This window comes from Microbacterium sp. SLBN-146, assembly GCF_006715145.1.
Classification (GTDB): Bacteria; Actinomycetota; Actinomycetes; order Actinomycetales; family Microbacteriaceae; genus Microbacterium.
In genome coordinates, this window is record NZ_VFMR01000001.1 from 2,277,592 (window position 1) to 2,295,512 (window position 17,921).

A 17,921-nucleotide genomic window follows, 5' to 3' on the forward strand; every position below is an offset into this window, starting at 1 on the left:
GTTGACGCCATGGGTGGGCAGGTATTGGGCGGCGGGGTCATCGTGCTGGTGGCCGCGCTCCTGTGGCTTGTGTATCTGTTGCCGAGCTGGCACAGCCGTCGCCAGTACGACGCGGCAGAGCGTAATGCCGTGCGGCTCAATCAGGCGATCCGCGTGCTCGCCGAGACGAGCGAAACCCCCGACGAGGTCCGGCTCGAACTCAACGCGCGTACGGCGCTTGCGCAGCAGAAGCTCGCGCGCCAGGCGCTCGCCGAGCAGGAGACGCTCGCCCGCCGCGCATCAGCAGAACGGCATCAGGCCGCTCTCGAGCAGGCCCGGCTCGATCTCGAACAAGCCCGTGCGGAGCGCGCCGCCGCCCGTCGTGCGCCCGAGGTGAGGCGCGCTCGCGCCCGCCGCCGCGTGCGGCTTGCCGCGACACTCCTCGGACTCGCGGGTCTCGCGATCGCCGGTGTGGGCGTGTGGCAGGTCATTGCAACGGGCACGCAACTTCTCGTGTGGGTCGGCGCCGGTGTCACGGTGGTGTCGCTTCTCGTCATCGGACGGATGTCGCGCGTCGCCGCTCGCGCCGTGGGCGTCGTGACCGCACAGCCCGTCGAGCACTCGATCACGGCGGTTCAGGATGTCGCGCTCGAGGAGGCTCGTCGCGGGTGGTCGCCGAGGGAGCTTCCGCGGCCGCTCACCGCGTCGGCGGGCTCTCGCGCCGCTGCTCTCCTCGACGCGGAAGAAGCACGCGAGGCCCTTCGCCAGTCCGCGCGGGAAGAGTCGCTCCGTCAGCAGGTGGAGGCGCAGCGTCCGCCGTCGATCGACACGGCACGCGTCGCCAGAGCGAGGCTCACGGACGACGCCGAGATCGAGGCGCACGTGCGGGATCTGCTCGCGCGGCGAGCCGCCGGACAGTAGTCCGGGTTCGGGACGCCACGCTCTCGCGTGATAGTGTTTCTGAGGTTCACGGGCCTGTGGCGCAGTTGGTAGCGCGCCTCGTTCGCATCGAGGAGGTCAGGGGTTCGAATCCCCTCAGGTCCACCAATTTTTTCCCCGCGAGACTGCATTCTCCAGTCGAGACTGGCACGACGCGGTTGCTGTTTCGGCCGGATGCTGCAGTCTCGTTGCGCGTGGCGGGCGGGATGCTCTCGTCGGGTCGGTGCAGACTGGCGGGATGCCGCTGACACGCGTTGACGATCCGGTAGGCGTGACGCGGCGGTGGGTCGCGGCTGTCTGCGCGCTGTGTGTCGTCATCGTTGCGGGTCTGGGTACGCACCTTCTCTTGCCCGACACTGCGGGGTCTGACGTTGCGGGGGATGCGCTGTACGCGGTCGCGGTCTACGCGTTCGTCGTCGCTGTCGCTCCGCGTCTCGTGCCGGTGTGGGTGGGTGTGATCTCGGCGGCGTGGTGCGTCGCGGTCGAGGTCTTCCAGTTGACCGGCATCCCGGTCGCGCTCTCGTCGTCGTTCGGCCCGGTCGTTCTCGTGTTGGGTACGGTCTTCGATTCGCGTGACGTGGTGATCTACGTCAGCGCGATCGTCGTCGCCGCCGGTGTCGATGCTGTGACGGGCCTGATGCTCGCCTCGCGCCGTAGCCGGGGAGCGTCGTCGCGCTAGCCCGGCCGTGCGAGCCGTCCCTGCTCCGCGAGACTGCATCGTGCGGCCGAGAGTGCCCCGTGCGGCCGCTGTCTCGGCCGGAGGGTGCAGTCTCGCGGATCGGGGCGGGGTCCGGACAGCGCCGGACGGCGCGGGGTCCGGAGCGCGGATCGGGGCGGGGTCCGGACAGGGCGGGGTGCGAGGGAGGACGATGCCGGCGGGCCGCCGAGGGAGCAGGCCCGCCGACGCTCGGTCAGCGGTTCGCGGCGTCGTAGGCCTCGAGGATCGGTGCGGGGACGCGTCCTCGATCGCTCAGGGTGTAGCCGTTCGCGCGGGCCCATGTGCGCACCTCGGTGAGGTCGCGTGAGCCGTTGCTCCGTGTGCGCCTCTTCGGCGCGGCGGATTGTGTCTTCTCGGGGGCCCGGGCTGCCTTGACGAAGGGTTCGAGGGCTGCTTCGAGCTTTTGGATGTTCTTACTGGTGAGGTCGATCTCGTATGACTTCTGACGGAGCGCGAAGGTGATGGTTTCTCCATTACCTTCTGCGATCGGGGTTCCGTCCAGATCGTCAATGAGGGTGACAGTTACCTCTCTTGCCATGGGGCAGATCCTCATTCTTTTCGGCTTCACGAGGGATTCCCTCGCACATGCGCAACAGTACGCTCACTTCTGGAGGGCGGCAGAGAGGCCCGCGGAGCGGATGCGCGAATCCACTCGGACGTAATGGCACCCATTGGGCGATCCTGAACTCACACACCACACCCGGGGGTCACTGCCGCGCTCATTGGGCCGCGCACGATGGAGCAGCTCGACGACCTGCTGGTCGCCGTCGACGTCGAGCTCTCCGACGAGCTCATGGACCGGATCGACGCGATCGTGCCGCCGGGGACAGGCGTCGGCCGGGGGCCCAGGAGTACAACACTCCCGCCATCCTCGACGCGGGACTAGGTCGCCGCACGCTCACCGACCGGTCGGCGGCGTAGTCAAAGAGCCTGATTCGGTCGCTGGCGCTGGCGCTGGCGCTGGCGCTGGCGCTGGCGCTGGCGCTGGCGCTGGCGCTGGCGCTGGCGCGGCGGCGCTGCCGCCCGCCGCGCCAGCTCCGCGACGGTCTTTCCTCAACCGGATCTGGCCCAAGTGCACGTCTTGTCGATCTCCACGTTAATCCGAGATGTGATGCCGTCGAACTTCACCCATGCCGCGGACTGACCACGTCGATCTACCCGGTTGATGGTCTTGCCTTTATGAAAATCGCCTTGAACGTATGTCCCACACCACCCCGCAGGCACCTCGAAAGTGTCCCAATCGGTGGATGAGGACGCGCTTCGCCCAGCCGACAGAGAGACCACGTTGCCATTGCTGGCAGGGATGTTGTCTGAAACTCGCACGGCTCGGGAAGATGTCGCGAGATTCGTGATCTGCCCGCAGTTCCAGGTGCTACAAGGTTCCGCCTGAGCAGGTGCGGCTCCGAGAACGAGCGAAGCGGTCAAGAGAGCGGATACCCAACAAATGTTGTCCCGCGACTGCGACGCAGTTTCGATAGTCCCCGTGCTGGCATGAAGTTCTCCAGATGTGGCGTGAGCGGTGGAAACGCCTGTGAGCCAGGCTCGCAATCAGATGCACACCCGGCATTGCAATTCATGGCGATGTCCCGGAGCATCGCGGCTGAGCTGAGACTTTCTTGATCCGTCGTATCACCCGTCGCGGGCGGAGTGGCATCCGAAAAATCACCCCTTAGCCAGGAATAATCTGCTTCCGTCACTGGTACGCTCCTGCCATGGCGATCGTCAGGCCAGTCGGCGCGGGACCATCTGCTCGGTGGCAGAAGACCGCCACTGTCGACATGCTTTTCGGGGCCATGCTCGTCGTGTGGGGTGCAGCAGCCGGGCTCGGTGCTCTCGCCTCTTGGACGCCGTGCCTCGGGGGCGATCCGGACAGGGCTGCCTGCCTAGAACTGATCTCCAGCAGCGAGCAGTTCAATCGCAGCGGCTTGGTCTGGACGATTGCAATCGTGATGCTCATTGTCGGTGTGTGCCTAAGCTCGAATCGACGATGGTTCGCTGTCGGTGCGGTCGTCATCGTGATCTTCAACCCGGTGTTCGATAGAGGCTTCACCTGGGCGTGGTCCACCGCAGACACAAACCCCGGTGTGGGGGTGTTTCCCGGGCTGGCCATCGCTGGGGTCGGGTTCTTCGTACTCACCATGAGTCGGCGCCGCCGCGTCGACGACCGGTCGGCCGCGTAGCCGCTCGCGGGTTGCAGGAGTTTGGCGGCACTCTCTCGCGCGCCGTCTCGCGCGAGAGAATGTCGGAGTGACCGACCACTCCCACACGCTCGCGGAGCTCACCCTCTTCGAGAAGGCAGCGCTCCTGAGCGGTGCGAACGTGTGGGAGACCCGCGGCATACCGCGCCTGGGGATCCCGCGGCTGTGGATGTCGGACGGCCCACACGGCCTGCGGAAGCAGCGCGGCGACGCCGACCATCTGGGACTCGGAGAGAGCGACCCGGCCGTGTGCTTTCCCACGGCCGCGACCGTCGCGAACAGCTGGGACGAAGAGCTCGCGGAAGAGATCGGCACGGCCCTCGGACAGGATGCCGCGTCGCGCGGCGTGCACATGCTTCTCGGCCCCGGACTCAACATCAAGCGGAGCCCCCTCGGCGGACGCAACTTCGAGTACTTCTCGGAAGATCCCGAGCTGTCGGGACGCCTCGCCGCTGCCTACGTTCGCGGCATCCAGTCGACGGGTGTCGCCGCGACGCCCAAGCACTTCGCTGCCAACAGTCAGGAACTCCGCCGTCTCGTCTCCGACTCGATCGTCGATGAGCGAACGCTCCGCGAGGTCTACCTGACGGCGTTCGAGATCGTCGTCCGCGACGCACGGCCGTGGGCGCTCATGACCGCGTACAACCTCGTCAACGGAACGTATTCGCACGAGAACCGTCACCTGCTCATCGACATTCTGCGAGACGAGTGGGGCTTCGACGGGCTGGTGGTGTCGGACTGGGGTGGCGCCGACGATCCCGTGGCATCCGTTGCGTCCGGCGGAACGATCGAGATGCCGTCGCCCGGGTTCGACTCGGCCCATGCCATCGTCGAGGCCGTCCGCGCGGGGCGCCTCGACCCTGCCGACCTCGACGCCCGCGTGGATGAGCTGCTCACCCTCGTCGATCGCGTGACGGCTCCCCGAGACCCCGACCCGTTCGACGAGCCGCGAGCGAACGCGCTCGCCCGACGCGCCGCCGCCGAGGGAGCCGTCCTGCTCCGGAACGAGAACGCGACGCTCCCGCTCGCGGCGGGGACGAGCGTCGCACTCATCGGAGCGTTCGCCGAGCGACCCCGGTACCAGGGCGCGGGCTCGTCGATCGTCAATCCCACGCGTCTTCCGACACTGCGGGATGCCATCGTCCAGACTCAACTGACACTCGCGGGCTTCGCGGAGGGCTTCCGCCTCGACGACCTGCCGGACGACGCGCTCATCACCGAGGCGGTCGCTCTTGCGCGCACGGCCGACGTCGTCGTCCTCGCGCTCGGCCTCCCCGCAGCCGACGAGTCGGAGGGGATCGATCGCCGCCACCTGGCGCTCCCGGCCGTCCAGGTGCAGCTCCTGCGCGCGCTCGCCGAGACGGGCATTCCGATCGTCGTCGTCCTCGCCGGTGGGGGCGCAATCGAGACGCCGTGGATCGAGCTGACGGCATCCGTCCTGCACACCTACCTCGGCGGCCAGGCCGGCGCCCTCGCGACGTGGGACGTCCTCACGGGGGTCGTCAATCCGGGTGGCCGGCTCGCCGAGACACTCCCCGTCGCCCTCGCCGATGACGCGACGGCCCGCCGCTTCCCGTCCGACCATCGCACGGCCGAGTATCGCGAGGGCCCCTTCGTGCGCTACCGCCACCACGCGTCGGCGGGCGTCACGCCGGCGTTCCCCTTCGGGTTCGGCCTCAGCTACACGAGCTTCGCCTACGAAGACCTGTCGGTCACCGAGGAGTTCGCGCGCTTCACCGTCACCAACACCGGCCCCGTCGAGGGTTCCGAGGTGGCCCAGCTCTACGTGCGGCGGTCGTCCCCGAGCGGATTCCTCCGTCCCGCGATCGAGCTCAAGGGGTTCGTGAAGCTGCAGCTCGCGCCGGGGGAGCAGACGACCGTCGAGATCCCCTTCGGTGAGCGGACGTTCCGCGTCTACGACGTCGAGACGTCGGCGTGGCAGGTCGAGACGGGGGAGTATGAGATCCTCGTCGGCCCGCACAGCGGCGACCTTCCGCTCGCGGCGAACCTCGATGTCGAGGGAACCATCGCGCCGCGGCAGATCGATCCCGCGCTCGAACCGTACGTGACGGCGGACGTGCGCGACGTCTCGGATGCCGCGTTCGAGGCGCTCCTCGGACACCCGATCCCCGCACCGGAGTGGCACGTGCCGCCGTACGGCTACAACTCCCCGCTCGACCTCGTCGGGCGGTCGCCCTCCCGTCTCGTTCGATTCGCCTTCGGCTTCCTCGAGCGTGCGAAGCGCGCCGCCGACGGTCTGCCGCATCCCGACATCACGACCCTCTTCATCTACTACGCACCCTTCCGGGCGTTCAACAAGATGACGGGCGGTGCCGTGACGCGAGAGGCGACGGATGCCGTCATCACGATCGCCAACGGTCGGGTCGGCGGCGGCTTCGTCGCGCTCGTCCGGGCGCTCGTCAGCGGACGTCAAAGGGAACGCGCGAGTCGCGAGCGATTCGCGCGCGCCGCCGCCGGGCAGAGGCCGCCCGCCCGATGAGTCCGTGGCGGGGGCTGAAGGCGTAGACGAGGGCGAAGACCGTCCCCTGGACGAGCACGACGAGACCCCCGGATGCCGCATCGAGCCAGTAGCTCAGATAGATGCCGACGACGGCGCTCGACGCCGACAGCACGGGGGCGATCACGAGCATCCGTCCGAAGCGATCCGTGAGAAGGTGAGCGGTCGCACCGGGGATCACGAGCATCGCGACGACGAGAACGACGCCGACGACCTGCAGCGACACGACGGCCGTCAGCGCGATGAGGCCCAGGAGGAGCGCGCTCAGGAGACGCGGACTGAGCCCGATCGCGAACGCCTGCGTCGCATCGAACGCGAAGAGGGTCAGGTCGCGGCGCTTGAGCAGGAGGATCGCGAGTGCCATCGCCGCGAGGATCGCGATCTGCACGAGATCGGCGGGGGAGACCCCCAAGACGTTCCCGAAGACGATGTGCCCGAGGTCGGTCTGGCTCGGAGTGACCGAGATGAGCACGAGTCCGAGGGCGAAGAGCGTCGTGAAGACGATGCCGATCGCGGCATCCTCTTTCACTCTGCTCGTGTTGCGGATGGCCCCGATGAGCGCGACGGCCAGGAACCCGAACACGAGCGCTCCGATCGCGAACGGCGCGCCGACGATGTAGGCGAGCACGACGCCCGGGAGAACGGCGTGCGAGACGGCGTCGCCCATGAGCGACCAGCCGATCAGGACGAGCCAGCACGACAGCAGGGCGCAGACGACCGCAGCGAGGATCGTCGCCGCGAGCGCGCGGAGCATGAAGTCGTACTGCAGCGGTTCGAGGAGCAGATCGATGACGTTCACGATGCACTCCCGTCGAATTCGGGTCCGGCCCCGGGTTCGGCTTCGGGGGCGCCGAAGGCGCGCGCGAGCGTCTCGGGAGCGAGCACATCGGCGACCGGTCCCTGCGCGATGACGCTTCGCTGCAGGAGCACGGCCTCGTCGGCGAGGCGAGGAAGCGCGACGAGGTCGTGCGTCGAGGCGAGGATCGTGCGCCCTTCGCCCGCGAGGTCCCGCAGGAGCCGCACGATCATCGCCTCGGAGGGGCGGTCGACCCCCGCGAACGGTTCGTCCAGCAAGAGGATGCGGGCATCCTGCGCGATGCCCCGCGCGACGAACGCCCGCTTGCGCTGACCGCCCGACAGAGCGCCGATCTGGCGGTCGGCGAGGTCGGTGAGCTCGACGCGTGAGAGCGCCTCGGCGACGGCCGCGTGGTCGGCGGCGTGCGGACGTCGCGTGATACCGAGCCGACCGTAGCGGCCCATCATGACGACATCGCGCACAGAGACGGGGAACGCCCCGTCGATCTCCTCGCTCTGCGGAACGTATCCGACGAGTCCGCGGCGCCGGGCGGAGGCAGGGGAGGCGCCGTCGAGGAGGACCGATCCCCGGTCGGGCCGCAGCATCCCCATGATGGTCTTGAAGAGCGTCGACTTGCCCGATCCGTTGGTACCGATGAGGGCCGTGATGCGTCCGGGGTCGATCCGCACGGTCACGTCGCGGAGTGCCGCGACATCGCCGTAGTGGACCGTGACGTCGCGCACGTCGATCGCGGCGGTCATCGGCTGCTCCCCGCGAGCGCGTCGGCGATGAGTTCGGCGTCGTAGCGCAGGAGATCGAGATAGCTCGGGACGGGGCCGTCGGCTTCGGAGAGGGAATCGACGTACAGGATGCCGCCGAGCTCGGCATCCGTCGCCTCGACGACCTGCTGCATCGGCCTGTCGGAGACGGTCGACTCGCAGAAGACGGCGGGGACGTCGTTGTCGCGGACGAATTCGATGGTCTCCGCGATCTGCTGCGGCGTCGCCTGCTGCTCGGCATTGACGGGCCAGATGTACTGCTCTGTGAGACCCGCGTCGCGGGCGAGATACGAGAACGCGCCCTCGCACGTGACGAGCGCGCGATGGTTGTCGGGAAGCTCCGACACGGCTGCGACGAGCTCGTCTTGAATCGTCCGCAGCTCGTCGATGTAGGCCGCTCCCCGGTCCGCGAATGCCGACGCATGCTCCGGCGCGAGGTCGCTGAGAGCCTCGACGATGTTCTCGACGTAGACGATCGCATTACGCGGACTCATCCACGCGTGCGGGTTCGGAAGACCCGCGTAGGCATCGGCAGCGATGTCGATGATCTCGACCCCGTCGGACACGACCACGTGGGGCACGTCGATCGACGAGACGAACCGCTCGAACCACGCCTCGAGCCCGAGTCCGTTGTCGAGGATGAGGTCGGCTTCGGATGCCCGGGCGATGTCGCGCGGCGTCGGTTCGTAGCCGTGGATCTCGGCGCCGACCTTCGTGATCGACTCGACGCGGACGTCGTCGCCCCCGACGACGCGTGCCATGTCGGCGAGGACCGTGAACGTCGTCAGGACGACAGGTGCGTCGCCCTTGGCGGCGTCATCCTCGCCTGTCTTCGCGCCGCACGCCGTCAGCAGCGTCCCCGCGACGACGAGCGCGGTGACTGCTGCGAGGAGATTTTTCGGCATACCGAAAAATCTACTCCTCTCGTGAGGGGATGCAACGGAGACGCACGGATGCCGCGGCTCGGGTGGGCCGCGGCATCCGTGAGCGGTCAGTGCGAGAGGGCGGGCTCGCGTCCGGCGGTGAGACGCTCGGCTGCGAGCCCCTCTGCCGCTGCGAGAGGCGTGACTCCGCGGGCATCGGCCTCGGCGAATATCCGGCGGAGTGTGTCGCCGATCGCCGCGACACGCTCCATCGTCTCGGCGCGCGTGCCGATGCCCTTCGCTTCGAGGTCGAGGTAGATGACGCCGCCCGCGTTGACGACGAAGTCGGGCGCGTAGAGGATGCCACGACCCGCCAGCCGGTCGGCGCCCTCGTGCGACGCGAGGGGATTGTTCGCGGGGCCGCAGACGGCGGCGGCGTCGAGGGCATCGATGACCTCGTCGGTCAGGATCCCGCCGATCCCGGCCGGCACGAAGACATCGGCGGGAACGAGATGCTCCTCGCCGGGCATCGTCCACCGCGCACCGAGGTCGAGTGCGAGATCGCGCTTGGCCGGATTGACATCGGTCACCGTCAGAACGGCGCCCTCCGCGGCGAGGCGGACGGCGAGTCTGCTGCCGACCTGCCCGAGGCCCGAGATCGTGATGCGACGGCCCGATACGTCGGCCGAGCCCGTGACCTTCTCGAGGGTCGCGCGCAGCGACTCGTAGACACCGTGACTTGTCGGACCGGCCGGTTCACCCGACCCTCCGACCGCGTCGGGGAGACCCACGACGTGCTCCGTGCGCTCGCGCACGACGAGCATGTCCTCCGTCGTCGATCCGACGTCCTCCGCCGTGCGGTACAGGCCGTGGAGCGACTCGACCGCGTCGCCGAGATCGAGGAAGGCCGCACGTCGGCGATCGGCGTCGAGCACCGTCCCCTCGGGGAGCGCGATGACGGCCTTGCCACCGCCCGCGTCGAGTCCCGCGGCGGCGTTCTTGAGGGTCATCGCGGCGGACAGGCGCAGGACGTCGCCGAGGGCGTCGCTCCAGTGCGGGTAGGTCCACAGGCGCGCACCGCCCAGGGCGGAGCCGAGCACGGAGGAGTGCAGGGCGACGGCGATGAAGAGTCCGCTCCGTCGTCCCGTGATCACCTCCACGCGCTCGTGGGTGACATCGGGCAGGGGCAGAGACGGAGTCATCACGGTCTTCCTTCAGCAGGCCTTGTGGGCTGAGCGCTACGGACGCCGCGGCTTTGCGGCATCCGCCACCATTGGATCACCCGGCGAGGCCCAGCGACAACCGTGCCACGCGGGGTTGCGCAGATCGCTCAGGCGGCGACCTCCGCGCGCGGCTGGGCGTGCGCAGTCTGAGGAAGCCTCCCGGTGAGCGCGCGAAGCGCATAGAGGATCGTGGCGAGGTCGACGAGCTCCTGCACGAGCGCGCCGGCGACGGCGGGGATGAGACCCGTCGTCGCGACGAGCATGAGACCGATGCTGAGCGCGATGCCGATCCAGATCGCGGTGTACGCGACGCGGAGGGTGTCGCGCCCGATCGCGACGGCTTCGACCACTTTCGACAGCGAGTCCGCCAGGATCACGGCCGACGCGGCATCCCCCGCGGCGGTCGAGCCCTTCGCGCCCATCGCGATGCCGATGTCCGCCGCCGCGAGGACGGGAGCGTCGTTGACGCCGTCTCCCACCATCAGGACGGGACGCGGACGCATCTCGGCGGCGAGGTGGACTTTGTCGCGGGGGAGGAGCTCTGCGTGGATGTCGGTGATCCCCACCTGCGCCGCGATCGCCTCGGCCGTCGGGCGCGTGTCACCCGTCAGCATCGCGATGCGCTCGATGCCGTTCTCGCGCAGCCACGACACGACGGCGGGTGCTTCGGGGCGCGGGTCGTCGGCGAGGACGAGGACGCCGGCGAAGCGACCGTCGACGGCGACGTAGGCCGCGGCATGCCCCGGTCCGAGGGTCGCACGCTCGGCGTCCGGCGCGATCGACGCCACGTACGCGGGCTTCCCGACCACGACGGTCCGCCCCTCGATGACGGCCGTGACTCCGTTGGTGGCCACTTCGCTCGCCTCGGTCGCGGCATGGCGCGGAAGGCTCCGCTCGTCGGCGGCCCGGCGGATCCCTTCGGCGAGAACGTGACTCGAATACTGCTCTGCGGATGCCGCGAGGGCGAGCACCTCGTCGGCGTCGAAGCCCGTCATGGCCCGGACGTCGATGAGCTCGGGGTGTCCACGCGTGAGGGTCCCGGTCTTGTCGAACGCCGCGGACCTCACGCGGGCCAGCTGCTCGATGACGGCCCCGCCCTTGACGATGACGCCGGCCTTCGCGGCGCGCGACAGACCTCCGAGGAAGGCGACGGGCGCCGCGATGAGAAGGGGACAGGGTGTTGCGAGAACGAGCACTTCGGCGAACCGCGTCGGGTCGCCGGAGAGTCCCCACGCGGCGCCCGCGATGACGAGCGAAACGGCGGTGAAGGGGACTGCGAACCGGTCGGCGAGCCGCACGACGGGAGCGCGGGACTCCTCGGCATCCCGAACGAGAGCGATGATCTGCTGGTACTGGCTGTCGGCACTGCGGCGCGTCGCGCGCATCCGGATGGCGCGCGACCCGTTCACCGCCCCGGAGAGCACCTCGTCGCCGCGCGATCGCGACACCGGGAGGCTCTCGCCCGTGAGCGAGGACTCGTCGAAGGAACCCGATGCGCTCTCGAGCACGCCGTCGACGGGGATCACCTCCGACGGGCGGACGAGGAGCACGTCGCCCACGACGACGTCGTCCGCCGCGGCATCCTGCGTCTCGTCGCTCTCCGGATCCGTCGGGTGCACGATGACATGCGCGATCTGGGGCGCATGATCGAGGAGCGCGGTGAGCTCCCGCCGCGCGCGACGGGCGGCGAAGTCCTCGAGCGCCTCGCCGCCCGAGAGCATGAGCACGATGATGAGGGATGCGACGTACTCACCGACCGCGAGCGTCGCGACCATCGCGACGACCGCCAGCACGTCGAGCCCGATGTGCCCGCGGATGACGTCGCGGATCATGCCGATGAGCGTCCAGACGACGATGGCGCTCACATAGAGGGTGGCCAACCACCGGCTCGCGCCCTCGAGTCCGGTCGCGTCGAGCACGAAGACCGCCACACCGACGGCGACCGTCGCCGTGATGACGGGGTACCGCACGAGACTGCGCAGCAATCGCATGTGCTCAGCATGGCCGCCGGACCGCCCTGTGCCAAGCGGTTCGCGGGCGTGGTGCGTCATAGGCTGGGGATGTGACAGTCCCCCTGCATCCACGGAGTCAGCTCGTTCAGGATTCGCTTCGCGCGGCCGGCATCACGGGAGAGATCGTCGTCCTTCCGGATGCCGCCTCGACTGCCGCGCTCGCGGCGGCGGCGCTCGGCATCGAGGTCGGTGCGATCGCGAACAGCCTCGTCTTCTGGTCCGACGACGAGCCGCTCCTCGTCATGACGAGCGGAGCCCACCGCGTCGACACCGCCGCGCTCGCCGACCGCCTGGGTCGTGGGAGCATCGTGAGGGCCACGGTCGATCAGGTGCGCTCAGCGACTGGTCAGGCGATCGGCGGCGTCGCCCCCACGGGGCATCCGTCACGTCTCACGACGATCGTCGACGAGGACCTCGCGAACTTCGACGAGATCTGGGCGGCGGGCGGCACGCCGCATACGGTGTTTCCGCTGACGTTCGACGAGCTCGTCGCCCTCACAGGTGGCACGGTCGCCAAGGTCGACTGAGGCTCCCACGCGGACGGACGGACGGGCGGATGCGGCGGTCAGCCCCGCCGGTCAGTCGCCGAGGATCGTCAGCGCCGTGACGGCAGCGGCCGCCGACCAGGCTTGCGGCCGGCATGCCGCAGGGTAGGGCGTCGGACGGCTCGTGGCCGACCGCGGATCGCCCGAGTGCAGCTCCGGTAGGCGGTAGGCGAATCCCTCGGCCGCGTCGAGCAGTCCGTCGACGACCCGGCGTGCGGCATCCGTGAGTCCCGCTCGGCGCATGCCGTGCGCGCAGATGGCCGTATCGTGCGTCCAGACGCTGCCGCCGTGATACGAAAGCGGCCAGTATCCTGCGGCATCCGTCGACATGGTCCGGATGCCGTATCCGCTCGACATCGATGACCCCAGCAGCAGGTCGGCGATCGCCCGCTCGTCGTCGGCGTCGAGGATGCCCGTTCCGAGAAGATGGCCGATGTTGCTCGTCAACGTGTCGACGGGCTTTTTGTCCCGATCCAGCGCGACGGCGGGATAGCGGCCTTCGGGCGTCGTGATCCAGAAGGACTTCGCGAAGCGGGCGCGCAGATCCGCCGCCCACGTCCGGAGCGCCTGCGGAGAGAGGTCGGCGCCGGCATCGAAGGACTCCAGGATCTCCGCACCCGCGAGGGCCGCTTCGTAGGCGTACCCCTGCACTTCGCACAGAGCGATCGGTCCCTCGGCGAGAGTGCCGTCACGCCACTGGATCGAATCGCCTGAATCCTTCCACCCCTGGTTGGCAAGGCCTCGGCCCGTGCGGTCGATGTAGTCGAGGAATCCGTCGCCGTCGCTGTCGCCGTGCTCGATGATCCAGCGGAGAGCAGCCATGAGGTTCGGCAGGAGCGCGCGCACCTCGGCGTCGGGCATTCCGGCCCGCCACGCGTCGGCGAGGAGGCACACCCACAGCGGCGTCGAGTCGACGCTCCCGTAGTAGAGCGGCGGGAGGGCGATCCCCTCGCCCGGCATCTCCAGGGCGGTCGCGCGGAGTTCGTGGAGGATCTTGCCGGGCTCCTGCGCCGTGTCGTCGTCGTGCCGGTCTCCCTGCAGGCGCGCGAGCACCCGGAGCGTCGAGGCGGCCATCCGCGTGTCGAGCGGCAGCGCGAGGCGCGCAGCCCAGATCGAGTCCCGGCCGAAGAGGGTCAGGAACCAGGGCACCCCGGCGGCGAAGAACTCGTCGCCGGGATGGTCGGGAAGCGCGAGTCGCAGCGCGTCGAGGTCGCCGAGGGCGACGTCGATCCAGCGCGCGATGCGCGGGTCGGACCCGGATGCCGGGGGCACTTCCGCCGGAACCTCCGCCCAGGGGCGCGCTGTGCCGGCCGCCCGGACGACGAGCGTCGTGTCGCGCAGGTCGAGTTCGAACGCGACCTGAGCGACCCCCCGCGCGGGCACGGAGACCCGCCAACTCGCCACGACGTCGTCGCCGTCGCGCTCGACGCGCCCACCCGGGGCCCGGATCGTGAGGCGCTGATCTCCCGCCGTGGCGGTGACTGTCACCGCGGCATCCGTCACGTCCACGTCGTGGGGGACCGGTTCCGATACACCGGACTTGACGTCGTGGAGCGAGGCGAAATCGAGGCCGAGCCGCACTGAGAGCGTCGTCGTGACCGCGTCCGGGAGGGCCGAGTGCAGCCTCAGCGTCTCGACGACCGACCCGGCGGAGACGACCCGCTCGCGCAGGAGCCGCACCTTGGGGTCGGGAGAGCGATCGTCGATCCCGCGCAGGAGACCCCCGAACACGACGCGCGACGGGCCGTCGGGAGCGACGGAGATCCATTCGATCGGCGAATCGGCGCACGACAGCTCGAGACTCCGCACGTGACGGACGTCACCGTGGAAGACGCCGTCGATGGCGGTACCGCCGAGGTCGCCCGTGTCGCCCGACCACATTTGCGTCGGCGCTCGCAGTACCGTCACGGCGTCGTCGAGCAAGGGCTGGAGGGGCTCGGATCGAGGGGATTCGAGGGTCATTCTTTGACTGCTCCTTCGCTGGCGTTCATGATGCGCCGCTGGAAGATGAAGAAAAGGACGGCGACGGGGATCGTCATGATGAGGGCGGCGGCGAGCTTGAGCGGGTACTGCGTTCCCTGGCTCAATTGACCCGATGCCAAGCGGGCGACGCCCTTCGTGAGCGTCGTCAGCTCGGGGGACTGCGTCGACACGATGAAGTGGGCCAGCTCGTTCCACGAGCCCTGGAACGACAGGATGATGATCGTGATGAGCGCGGGGCGCGCCATCGGCAGCACGACGGACCAGAAGACCCGGAAGCTCCCGGCCCCGTCGATGCGGGCCTGTTCTTCGACCGACACGGGGATCGACTCGAAGAAGTTCTTCATGATGAAGACCCCGGCCGCGTCGACGAGGAGCGGCACGATCATGCCCGCATACGAGTCGTACATGCCGAGCTGATTGATGACGAGGAACTTCGGAATCAGCAGCACGACGGCGGGGACCGCCATGACGGCCACGACACCCGCGAAGATGACGCCGCGACCCCGGAACTGAAGTCGCGCGAGGGCATAGCCCGCGAGTGAGCAGAAGAAGACGCGGCCGAGCGTCACGCAGATCGTCACGACGGCGGAGTTGGCGAACCACAGCGGGAAGTCGCTGCGCAGGAACAGCCGTTCATAGGCGGCGGCCGACCACGTCTGCGGGATGAGCGAGACGGGGTTGGACGCCGCGTCCGCATCCGTCTTGAACGAGGTCGAGATCTGGATGAGGAACGGCGAGATGTAGATGAGGGCGAGCACGATGAGAAGCGCGTAGAGCGCGATCTGCCAGGTCACGGTCCGGCTCCGCCACCGCCTCATCGAGGGCTTCCGCCGCGTCGAGGTCGACGCGAGGATCTCGGCCTCGGTGAGCGTCGTGCCGGTCATCGCATGCTCCTTCCGGTCGGGCGCACTTCGTACTGGCGGGCGCGGCGACGAGACACGGGCCGCTCGCGCAGCACCCAGCGCTGGAAGATCGTGAAGAACACGATGATCGCGAAGAGGATGAAGGCGATCGCGGCGCCCTGGCCCCAGTCCTGACCGAGGAAGGCGGAGGAGTAGGACAGGTAGGCAGGGGTGACCGTCGTCTTGCCGGGCGCGCCCTGCGTGCCCGTGTAGATCTGGTCGAAGACCTGCCAGCATCCGATGAGACCGAGGGTCAGGACGGTGAAGAGCGTCGGCCGGAGCTGCGGGAGGGTCACCTTCCAGAACCGCTTCCACGCGTTCGCGCCGTCCATCATCGCCGCTTCCTCGACATCGCCGCCGAGGTTCTGGAGCGCCGCGATGAACAGCAGCATGAAGGTTCCGCTCGTCGTGAAGACCGCCATGAAGATGAGGGCCGTCATTGCGACGGAGGGCCCCGCGAGCCAGTTCCAGAACGTGACGCCCAGGAACCCGTTCTCGGTGAGCGCGTCCGGTCCGCTCGTGACGCCGAACGCACCGAGAAAGTTGTGCACGATGCCGGTCGGGTCGTTGAACCAGTTCGGCCCGTTGATCCCGACCCACGAGAGGATCTCGTTGACGGCGCCCGTCGCGGAGAAGAGGAAGAGCCACAGCACGGTGATCGCGACCGACGAAGTCACCGAGGGAAAATAGAACGCCGTGCGGAAGACGCCGCGCCCGCGCAGGACCGCCCGATTGACGAGGACGGCGAGGAAGAGCGAGAGCGCCGTCTGCAGCGGAACGACGAGCAGCACGTACCACGCGTTGTTGCGGAGCGAGGTGCCGAAGTCACGGGTCGGAAGGCCGCCGTCGGTCGTGATGGCGGCGTAGTTCTCCAGGCCCACGAAGCCGACACCGGGTGCGAAGGGGCTGCCGCGTCCGGACCAGTCCGAGAAGCTCACCCACAGCGCCATCAGCACGGGCACCAGAAGGAAGACGCCCAGGATGACGAGTACCGGGAGAGTGAAGACCCATCCCGCCAGCGTCTCGCCGCGCCGCAGACCCGAGCGGGGTCTGCGGTCGCGGCGCGGCGCCGTAGCCAGTGCAGTCATGCGTCGACTCAGCCCACGACGGCTTCGGTGTTGGACTGGACGGTGTCGAGGATCTGCTGCGGGTCAGCCGCCTTCAGGTTCTCGAGCGCCGCATTGAAGTCGGAGATGACCGCCGCGATGCCGTCGTTGGTCGGGACTCCCTGCGCGTAGTCCGCTGCCGCGAGGAACGCCGCGAGCTCGGAGTTGTCAGAGGTCCACTGATCGGCGGCGGACTCGACGGGAGGCATGGGGCCGAAGGCATCCGAGAAGGCGAGAACCTGCTCCGTGCTCGTGAGGTACTCCACGAGGTCGAGGGCGGCTTCCTGGTTCGGGCTGTCAGCGGCCATACCCCAGCAGTTCGTGAACTGCAGCGTGCCCTGGCCCGCCGGTCCGGCGGGGAGCTCCGCCACGATGTACTCGACGGCGGGGAAGTCGTTCTCCATGGCGCCCGTGATCCAGTTGCCCTCGATCACCATCGCCGCCTGCTCCTTGCCGAAGGCCTCGCCGCCCCAGCCCGCGCCGAGGTCGATCGTCGCGTAGCCGAACGTTCCCGAGGCGAGCTGCTCCTTGACGAAGGTGAGCGCCTCGAGGTTCTCGGGGCTGTCCGCCGTCGCCTCGGTCCCGTCCTCGCTCACGAGAGAGCCGCCGGCCTGTGCCATGAATGCGCCGACCCTCTGGTATTCCGCGCCGAAGGCGAGACCCGTCACGCCGTCGGCTGTCAGGGTCTGAGCGACGGATGCCAGCTCATCCCAGGTGGTGGGGATGTCCGCATCGGTGAGGCCCGCGGCCTCCCACAGACGCGTGTTGATGATGAGCCCGAGGGTCGAGAAGTCTTTGGGGGCGCAGTAGAACTCGTCCTCGTACGTGAAGTTGGACACGAGCGACGGGTAGAAGTCGTCCTTGTTGGACAGCAGATCGCCGTAGGGAGTGAGCGATCCGTTGGAGGCGTAGCCGGCCAGCGCTTCAGGAGCGAGGTAGAACAGGTCGGGCGGCGACCCTGCGGCGAATCCCTGCGACAGCTCCTGCGACAGGTCGCTCGCCGCAACGACGTCCGCGTCGATTCCCGACTCGGCCGACCATGCCGCGACGGCTTCGGTGACGGCGTCGGTCTCGGCGTCGCCCGATGATCCGATAAGGATGGTCAGCGCGTCATCCGATGAGGTCAGCTCGCCCGAACCCGCCTCACCGCCGCCCGAATCGCTGAAACCCGACCCGCATCCCGTGAGCACCAGAGCGCTCGCCGTCGCGAGCGCACCGATTCCGACGATTGTTCGTGCCGTGCTGCGTGCCATGACAATCTCCTTCGATATCAAGGGGTTGAACGATCAAACTTTGAACGATCAAAATCTCTCGTGGACAAACTAAGCTCGGGATGCGCCGATGTCAAGCGCGTTGCTAG

Annotated in this window: 16 protein-coding genes and 1 tRNA gene; 7 read left to right on the top strand and 10 right to left on the bottom strand. The window is 68.7% G+C overall.

From position 1 onward, the window contains the following. The first annotated feature begins 9 nt into the window (after positions 1-9). From FBY39_RS09935 to FBY39_RS09945, 3 genes are all read left to right on the top strand, one after another. Entirely contained in the window at positions 10-900 is an 891-nt protein-coding gene (locus FBY39_RS09935; RefSeq protein WP_141932151.1) for a large exoprotein, read from the top strand. Between the two features lie 50 nt (positions 901-950). Beyond that, positions 951-1,026 (top strand) — tRNA-Ala (locus FBY39_RS09940). 130 nt (positions 1,027-1,156) lie between these two features. Beyond that, a complete protein-coding gene (locus FBY39_RS09945) occupies positions 1,157-1,597 on the top strand; it encodes a DUF2809 domain-containing protein (protein WP_141932152.1) in 441 nt (146 codons plus the stop codon). 232 nt (positions 1,598-1,829) lie between these two features. On the opposite strand, the gene FBY39_RS09950 is transcribed toward FBY39_RS09945, so the two are convergent. Then, positions 1,830-2,174 carry an Lsr2 family protein gene (locus FBY39_RS09950; protein WP_141932153.1) on the bottom strand — a complete coding sequence of 115 codons (345 nt, stop codon included), beginning with the start codon at positions 2,172-2,174 and terminating at the stop codon, positions 1,830-1,832. Between the two features lie 198 nt (positions 2,175-2,372). On the opposite strand from FBY39_RS09950, the gene FBY39_RS09955 reads away from it, so the two are divergent. From FBY39_RS09955 to FBY39_RS09970, 3 genes are all read left to right on the top strand, one after another. Next, positions 2,373-2,522: a hypothetical protein gene (locus tag FBY39_RS09955; protein ID WP_141932154.1), complete on the top strand. Its 150-nt coding sequence runs from the start codon at positions 2,373-2,375 to the stop codon at positions 2,520-2,522. Between the two features lie 826 nt (positions 2,523-3,348). Beyond that, a complete protein-coding gene (locus tag FBY39_RS09965; protein WP_141932156.1) occupies positions 3,349-3,816 on the top strand; it encodes a hypothetical protein in 468 nt (155 codons plus the stop codon). A gap of 67 nt (positions 3,817-3,883) precedes the next feature. Further along, positions 3,884-6,334, top strand: coding sequence for a glycoside hydrolase family 3 C-terminal domain-containing protein (locus tag FBY39_RS09970; RefSeq protein WP_141932157.1), 2,451 nt, complete (start codon positions 3,884-3,886; stop codon positions 6,332-6,334). On the opposite strand, the gene FBY39_RS09975 is transcribed toward FBY39_RS09970, so the two are convergent. From FBY39_RS09975 to FBY39_RS09995, 5 genes are all read right to left on the bottom strand, one after another. Then, positions 6,255-7,151, bottom strand: coding sequence for a metal ABC transporter permease (locus tag FBY39_RS09975; RefSeq protein ID WP_141932158.1), 897 nt, complete (start codon positions 7,149-7,151; stop codon positions 6,255-6,257). The two genes, FBY39_RS09970 and FBY39_RS09975, sit on opposite strands and share 80 nt — an antisense overlap. Next, entirely contained in the window at positions 7,148-7,909 is a 762-nt protein-coding gene (locus FBY39_RS09980) for a metal ABC transporter ATP-binding protein (RefSeq protein ID WP_141932159.1), read from the bottom strand. The genes FBY39_RS09975 and FBY39_RS09980 overlap by 4 nt, the downstream gene beginning before the upstream one ends. Beyond that, positions 7,906-8,832, bottom strand: a complete 927-nt coding sequence (locus FBY39_RS09985; RefSeq protein WP_141932160.1) for a metal ABC transporter substrate-binding protein — start codon at positions 8,830-8,832, stop codon at positions 7,906-7,908. Before FBY39_RS09985 ends, FBY39_RS09980 begins: the two co-directional genes overlap by 4 nt. An 86-nt stretch (positions 8,833-8,918) precedes the next feature. After that, on the bottom strand, positions 8,919-9,992 hold the full coding sequence (locus FBY39_RS09990) for a Glu/Leu/Phe/Val dehydrogenase family protein (RefSeq protein WP_141932161.1): 1,074 nt from the start codon (positions 9,990-9,992) through the stop codon (positions 8,919-8,921). A gap of 128 nt (positions 9,993-10,120) precedes the next feature. Next, complete coding sequence (locus FBY39_RS09995; protein ID WP_141932162.1) at positions 10,121-12,004, bottom strand: heavy metal translocating P-type ATPase; 1,884 nt, start codon at positions 12,002-12,004, stop codon at positions 10,121-10,123. 71 nt (positions 12,005-12,075) lie between these two features. Between FBY39_RS09995 and FBY39_RS10000 the strand changes: the two genes are divergently transcribed. Next, complete coding sequence (locus tag FBY39_RS10000) at positions 12,076-12,552, top strand: YbaK/EbsC family protein (protein WP_141932163.1); 477 nt, start codon at positions 12,076-12,078, stop codon at positions 12,550-12,552. A gap of 51 nt (positions 12,553-12,603) precedes the next feature. Here the strand turns inward: FBY39_RS10000 and FBY39_RS10005 are convergent, their stop codons facing one another. From FBY39_RS10005 to FBY39_RS10020, 4 genes are all read right to left on the bottom strand, one after another. After that, positions 12,604-14,532, bottom strand: a complete 1,929-nt coding sequence (locus FBY39_RS10005; RefSeq protein ID WP_141932164.1) for a glycogen debranching N-terminal domain-containing protein — start codon at positions 14,530-14,532, stop codon at positions 12,604-12,606. After that, a complete protein-coding gene (locus tag FBY39_RS10010) occupies positions 14,529-15,371 on the bottom strand; it encodes a carbohydrate ABC transporter permease (RefSeq protein WP_260838066.1) in 843 nt (280 codons plus the stop codon). The genes FBY39_RS10005 and FBY39_RS10010 overlap by 4 nt, the downstream gene beginning before the upstream one ends. Positions 15,372-15,433: 62 nt before the next feature. Next, positions 15,434-16,543, bottom strand: a complete 1,110-nt coding sequence (locus FBY39_RS10015; RefSeq protein WP_141932166.1) for a carbohydrate ABC transporter permease — start codon at positions 16,541-16,543, stop codon at positions 15,434-15,436. Positions 16,544-16,551: 8 nt separating this feature from the next. Continuing rightward, positions 16,552-17,814, bottom strand: a complete 1,263-nt coding sequence (locus FBY39_RS10020) for an extracellular solute-binding protein (protein WP_141932167.1) — start codon at positions 17,812-17,814, stop codon at positions 16,552-16,554. Between the last annotated feature and the right edge of the window lie 107 nt (positions 17,815-17,921).

What these genes read in the sequence shown, in the direction of transcription:
- FBY39_RS09965 (WP_141932156.1), top strand. Translation starts at nt 3,349, where the DNA reads ATGGCGATCGTCAGGCCAGTCGGCGCGGGACCATCTGCTCGGTGGCAG.
- FBY39_RS10020 (WP_141932167.1), bottom strand. Translation starts at nt 17,814, where the DNA reads ATGGCACGCAGCACGGCACGAACAATCGTCGGAATCGGTGCGCTCGCG.
- FBY39_RS09985 (WP_141932160.1), bottom strand. Translation starts at nt 8,832, where the DNA reads ATGCCGAAAAATCTCCTCGCAGCAGTCACCGCGCTCGTCGTCGCGGGG.
- FBY39_RS10005 (WP_141932164.1), bottom strand. Translation starts at nt 14,532, where the DNA reads ATGACCCTCGAATCCCCTCGATCCGAGCCCCTCCAGCCCTTGCTCGAC.
- FBY39_RS09935 (WP_141932151.1), top strand. Translation starts at nt 10, where the DNA reads ATGGGTGGGCAGGTATTGGGCGGCGGGGTCATCGTGCTGGTGGCCGCG.
- FBY39_RS09955 (WP_141932154.1), top strand. Translation starts at nt 2,373, where the DNA reads ATGGAGCAGCTCGACGACCTGCTGGTCGCCGTCGACGTCGAGCTCTCC.
- FBY39_RS09990 (WP_141932161.1), bottom strand. Translation starts at nt 9,992, where the DNA reads ATGACTCCGTCTCTGCCCCTGCCCGATGTCACCCACGAGCGCGTGGAG.
- FBY39_RS09995 (WP_141932162.1), bottom strand. Translation starts at nt 12,004, where the DNA reads ATGCGATTGCTGCGCAGTCTCGTGCGGTACCCCGTCATCACGGCGACG.
- FBY39_RS10010 (WP_260838066.1), bottom strand. Translation starts at nt 15,371, where the DNA reads ATGAGGCGGTGGCGGAGCCGGACCGTGACCTGGCAGATCGCGCTCTAC.
- FBY39_RS09980 (WP_141932159.1), bottom strand. Translation starts at nt 7,909, where the DNA reads ATGACCGCCGCGATCGACGTGCGCGACGTCACGGTCCACTACGGCGAT.
- FBY39_RS09950 (WP_141932153.1), bottom strand. Translation starts at nt 2,174, where the DNA reads ATGGCAAGAGAGGTAACTGTCACCCTCATTGACGATCTGGACGGAACC.
- FBY39_RS09945 (WP_141932152.1), top strand. Translation starts at nt 1,157, where the DNA reads ATGCCGCTGACACGCGTTGACGATCCGGTAGGCGTGACGCGGCGGTGG.
- FBY39_RS10015 (WP_141932166.1), bottom strand. Translation starts at nt 16,543, where the DNA reads ATGACTGCACTGGCTACGGCGCCGCGCCGCGACCGCAGACCCCGCTCG.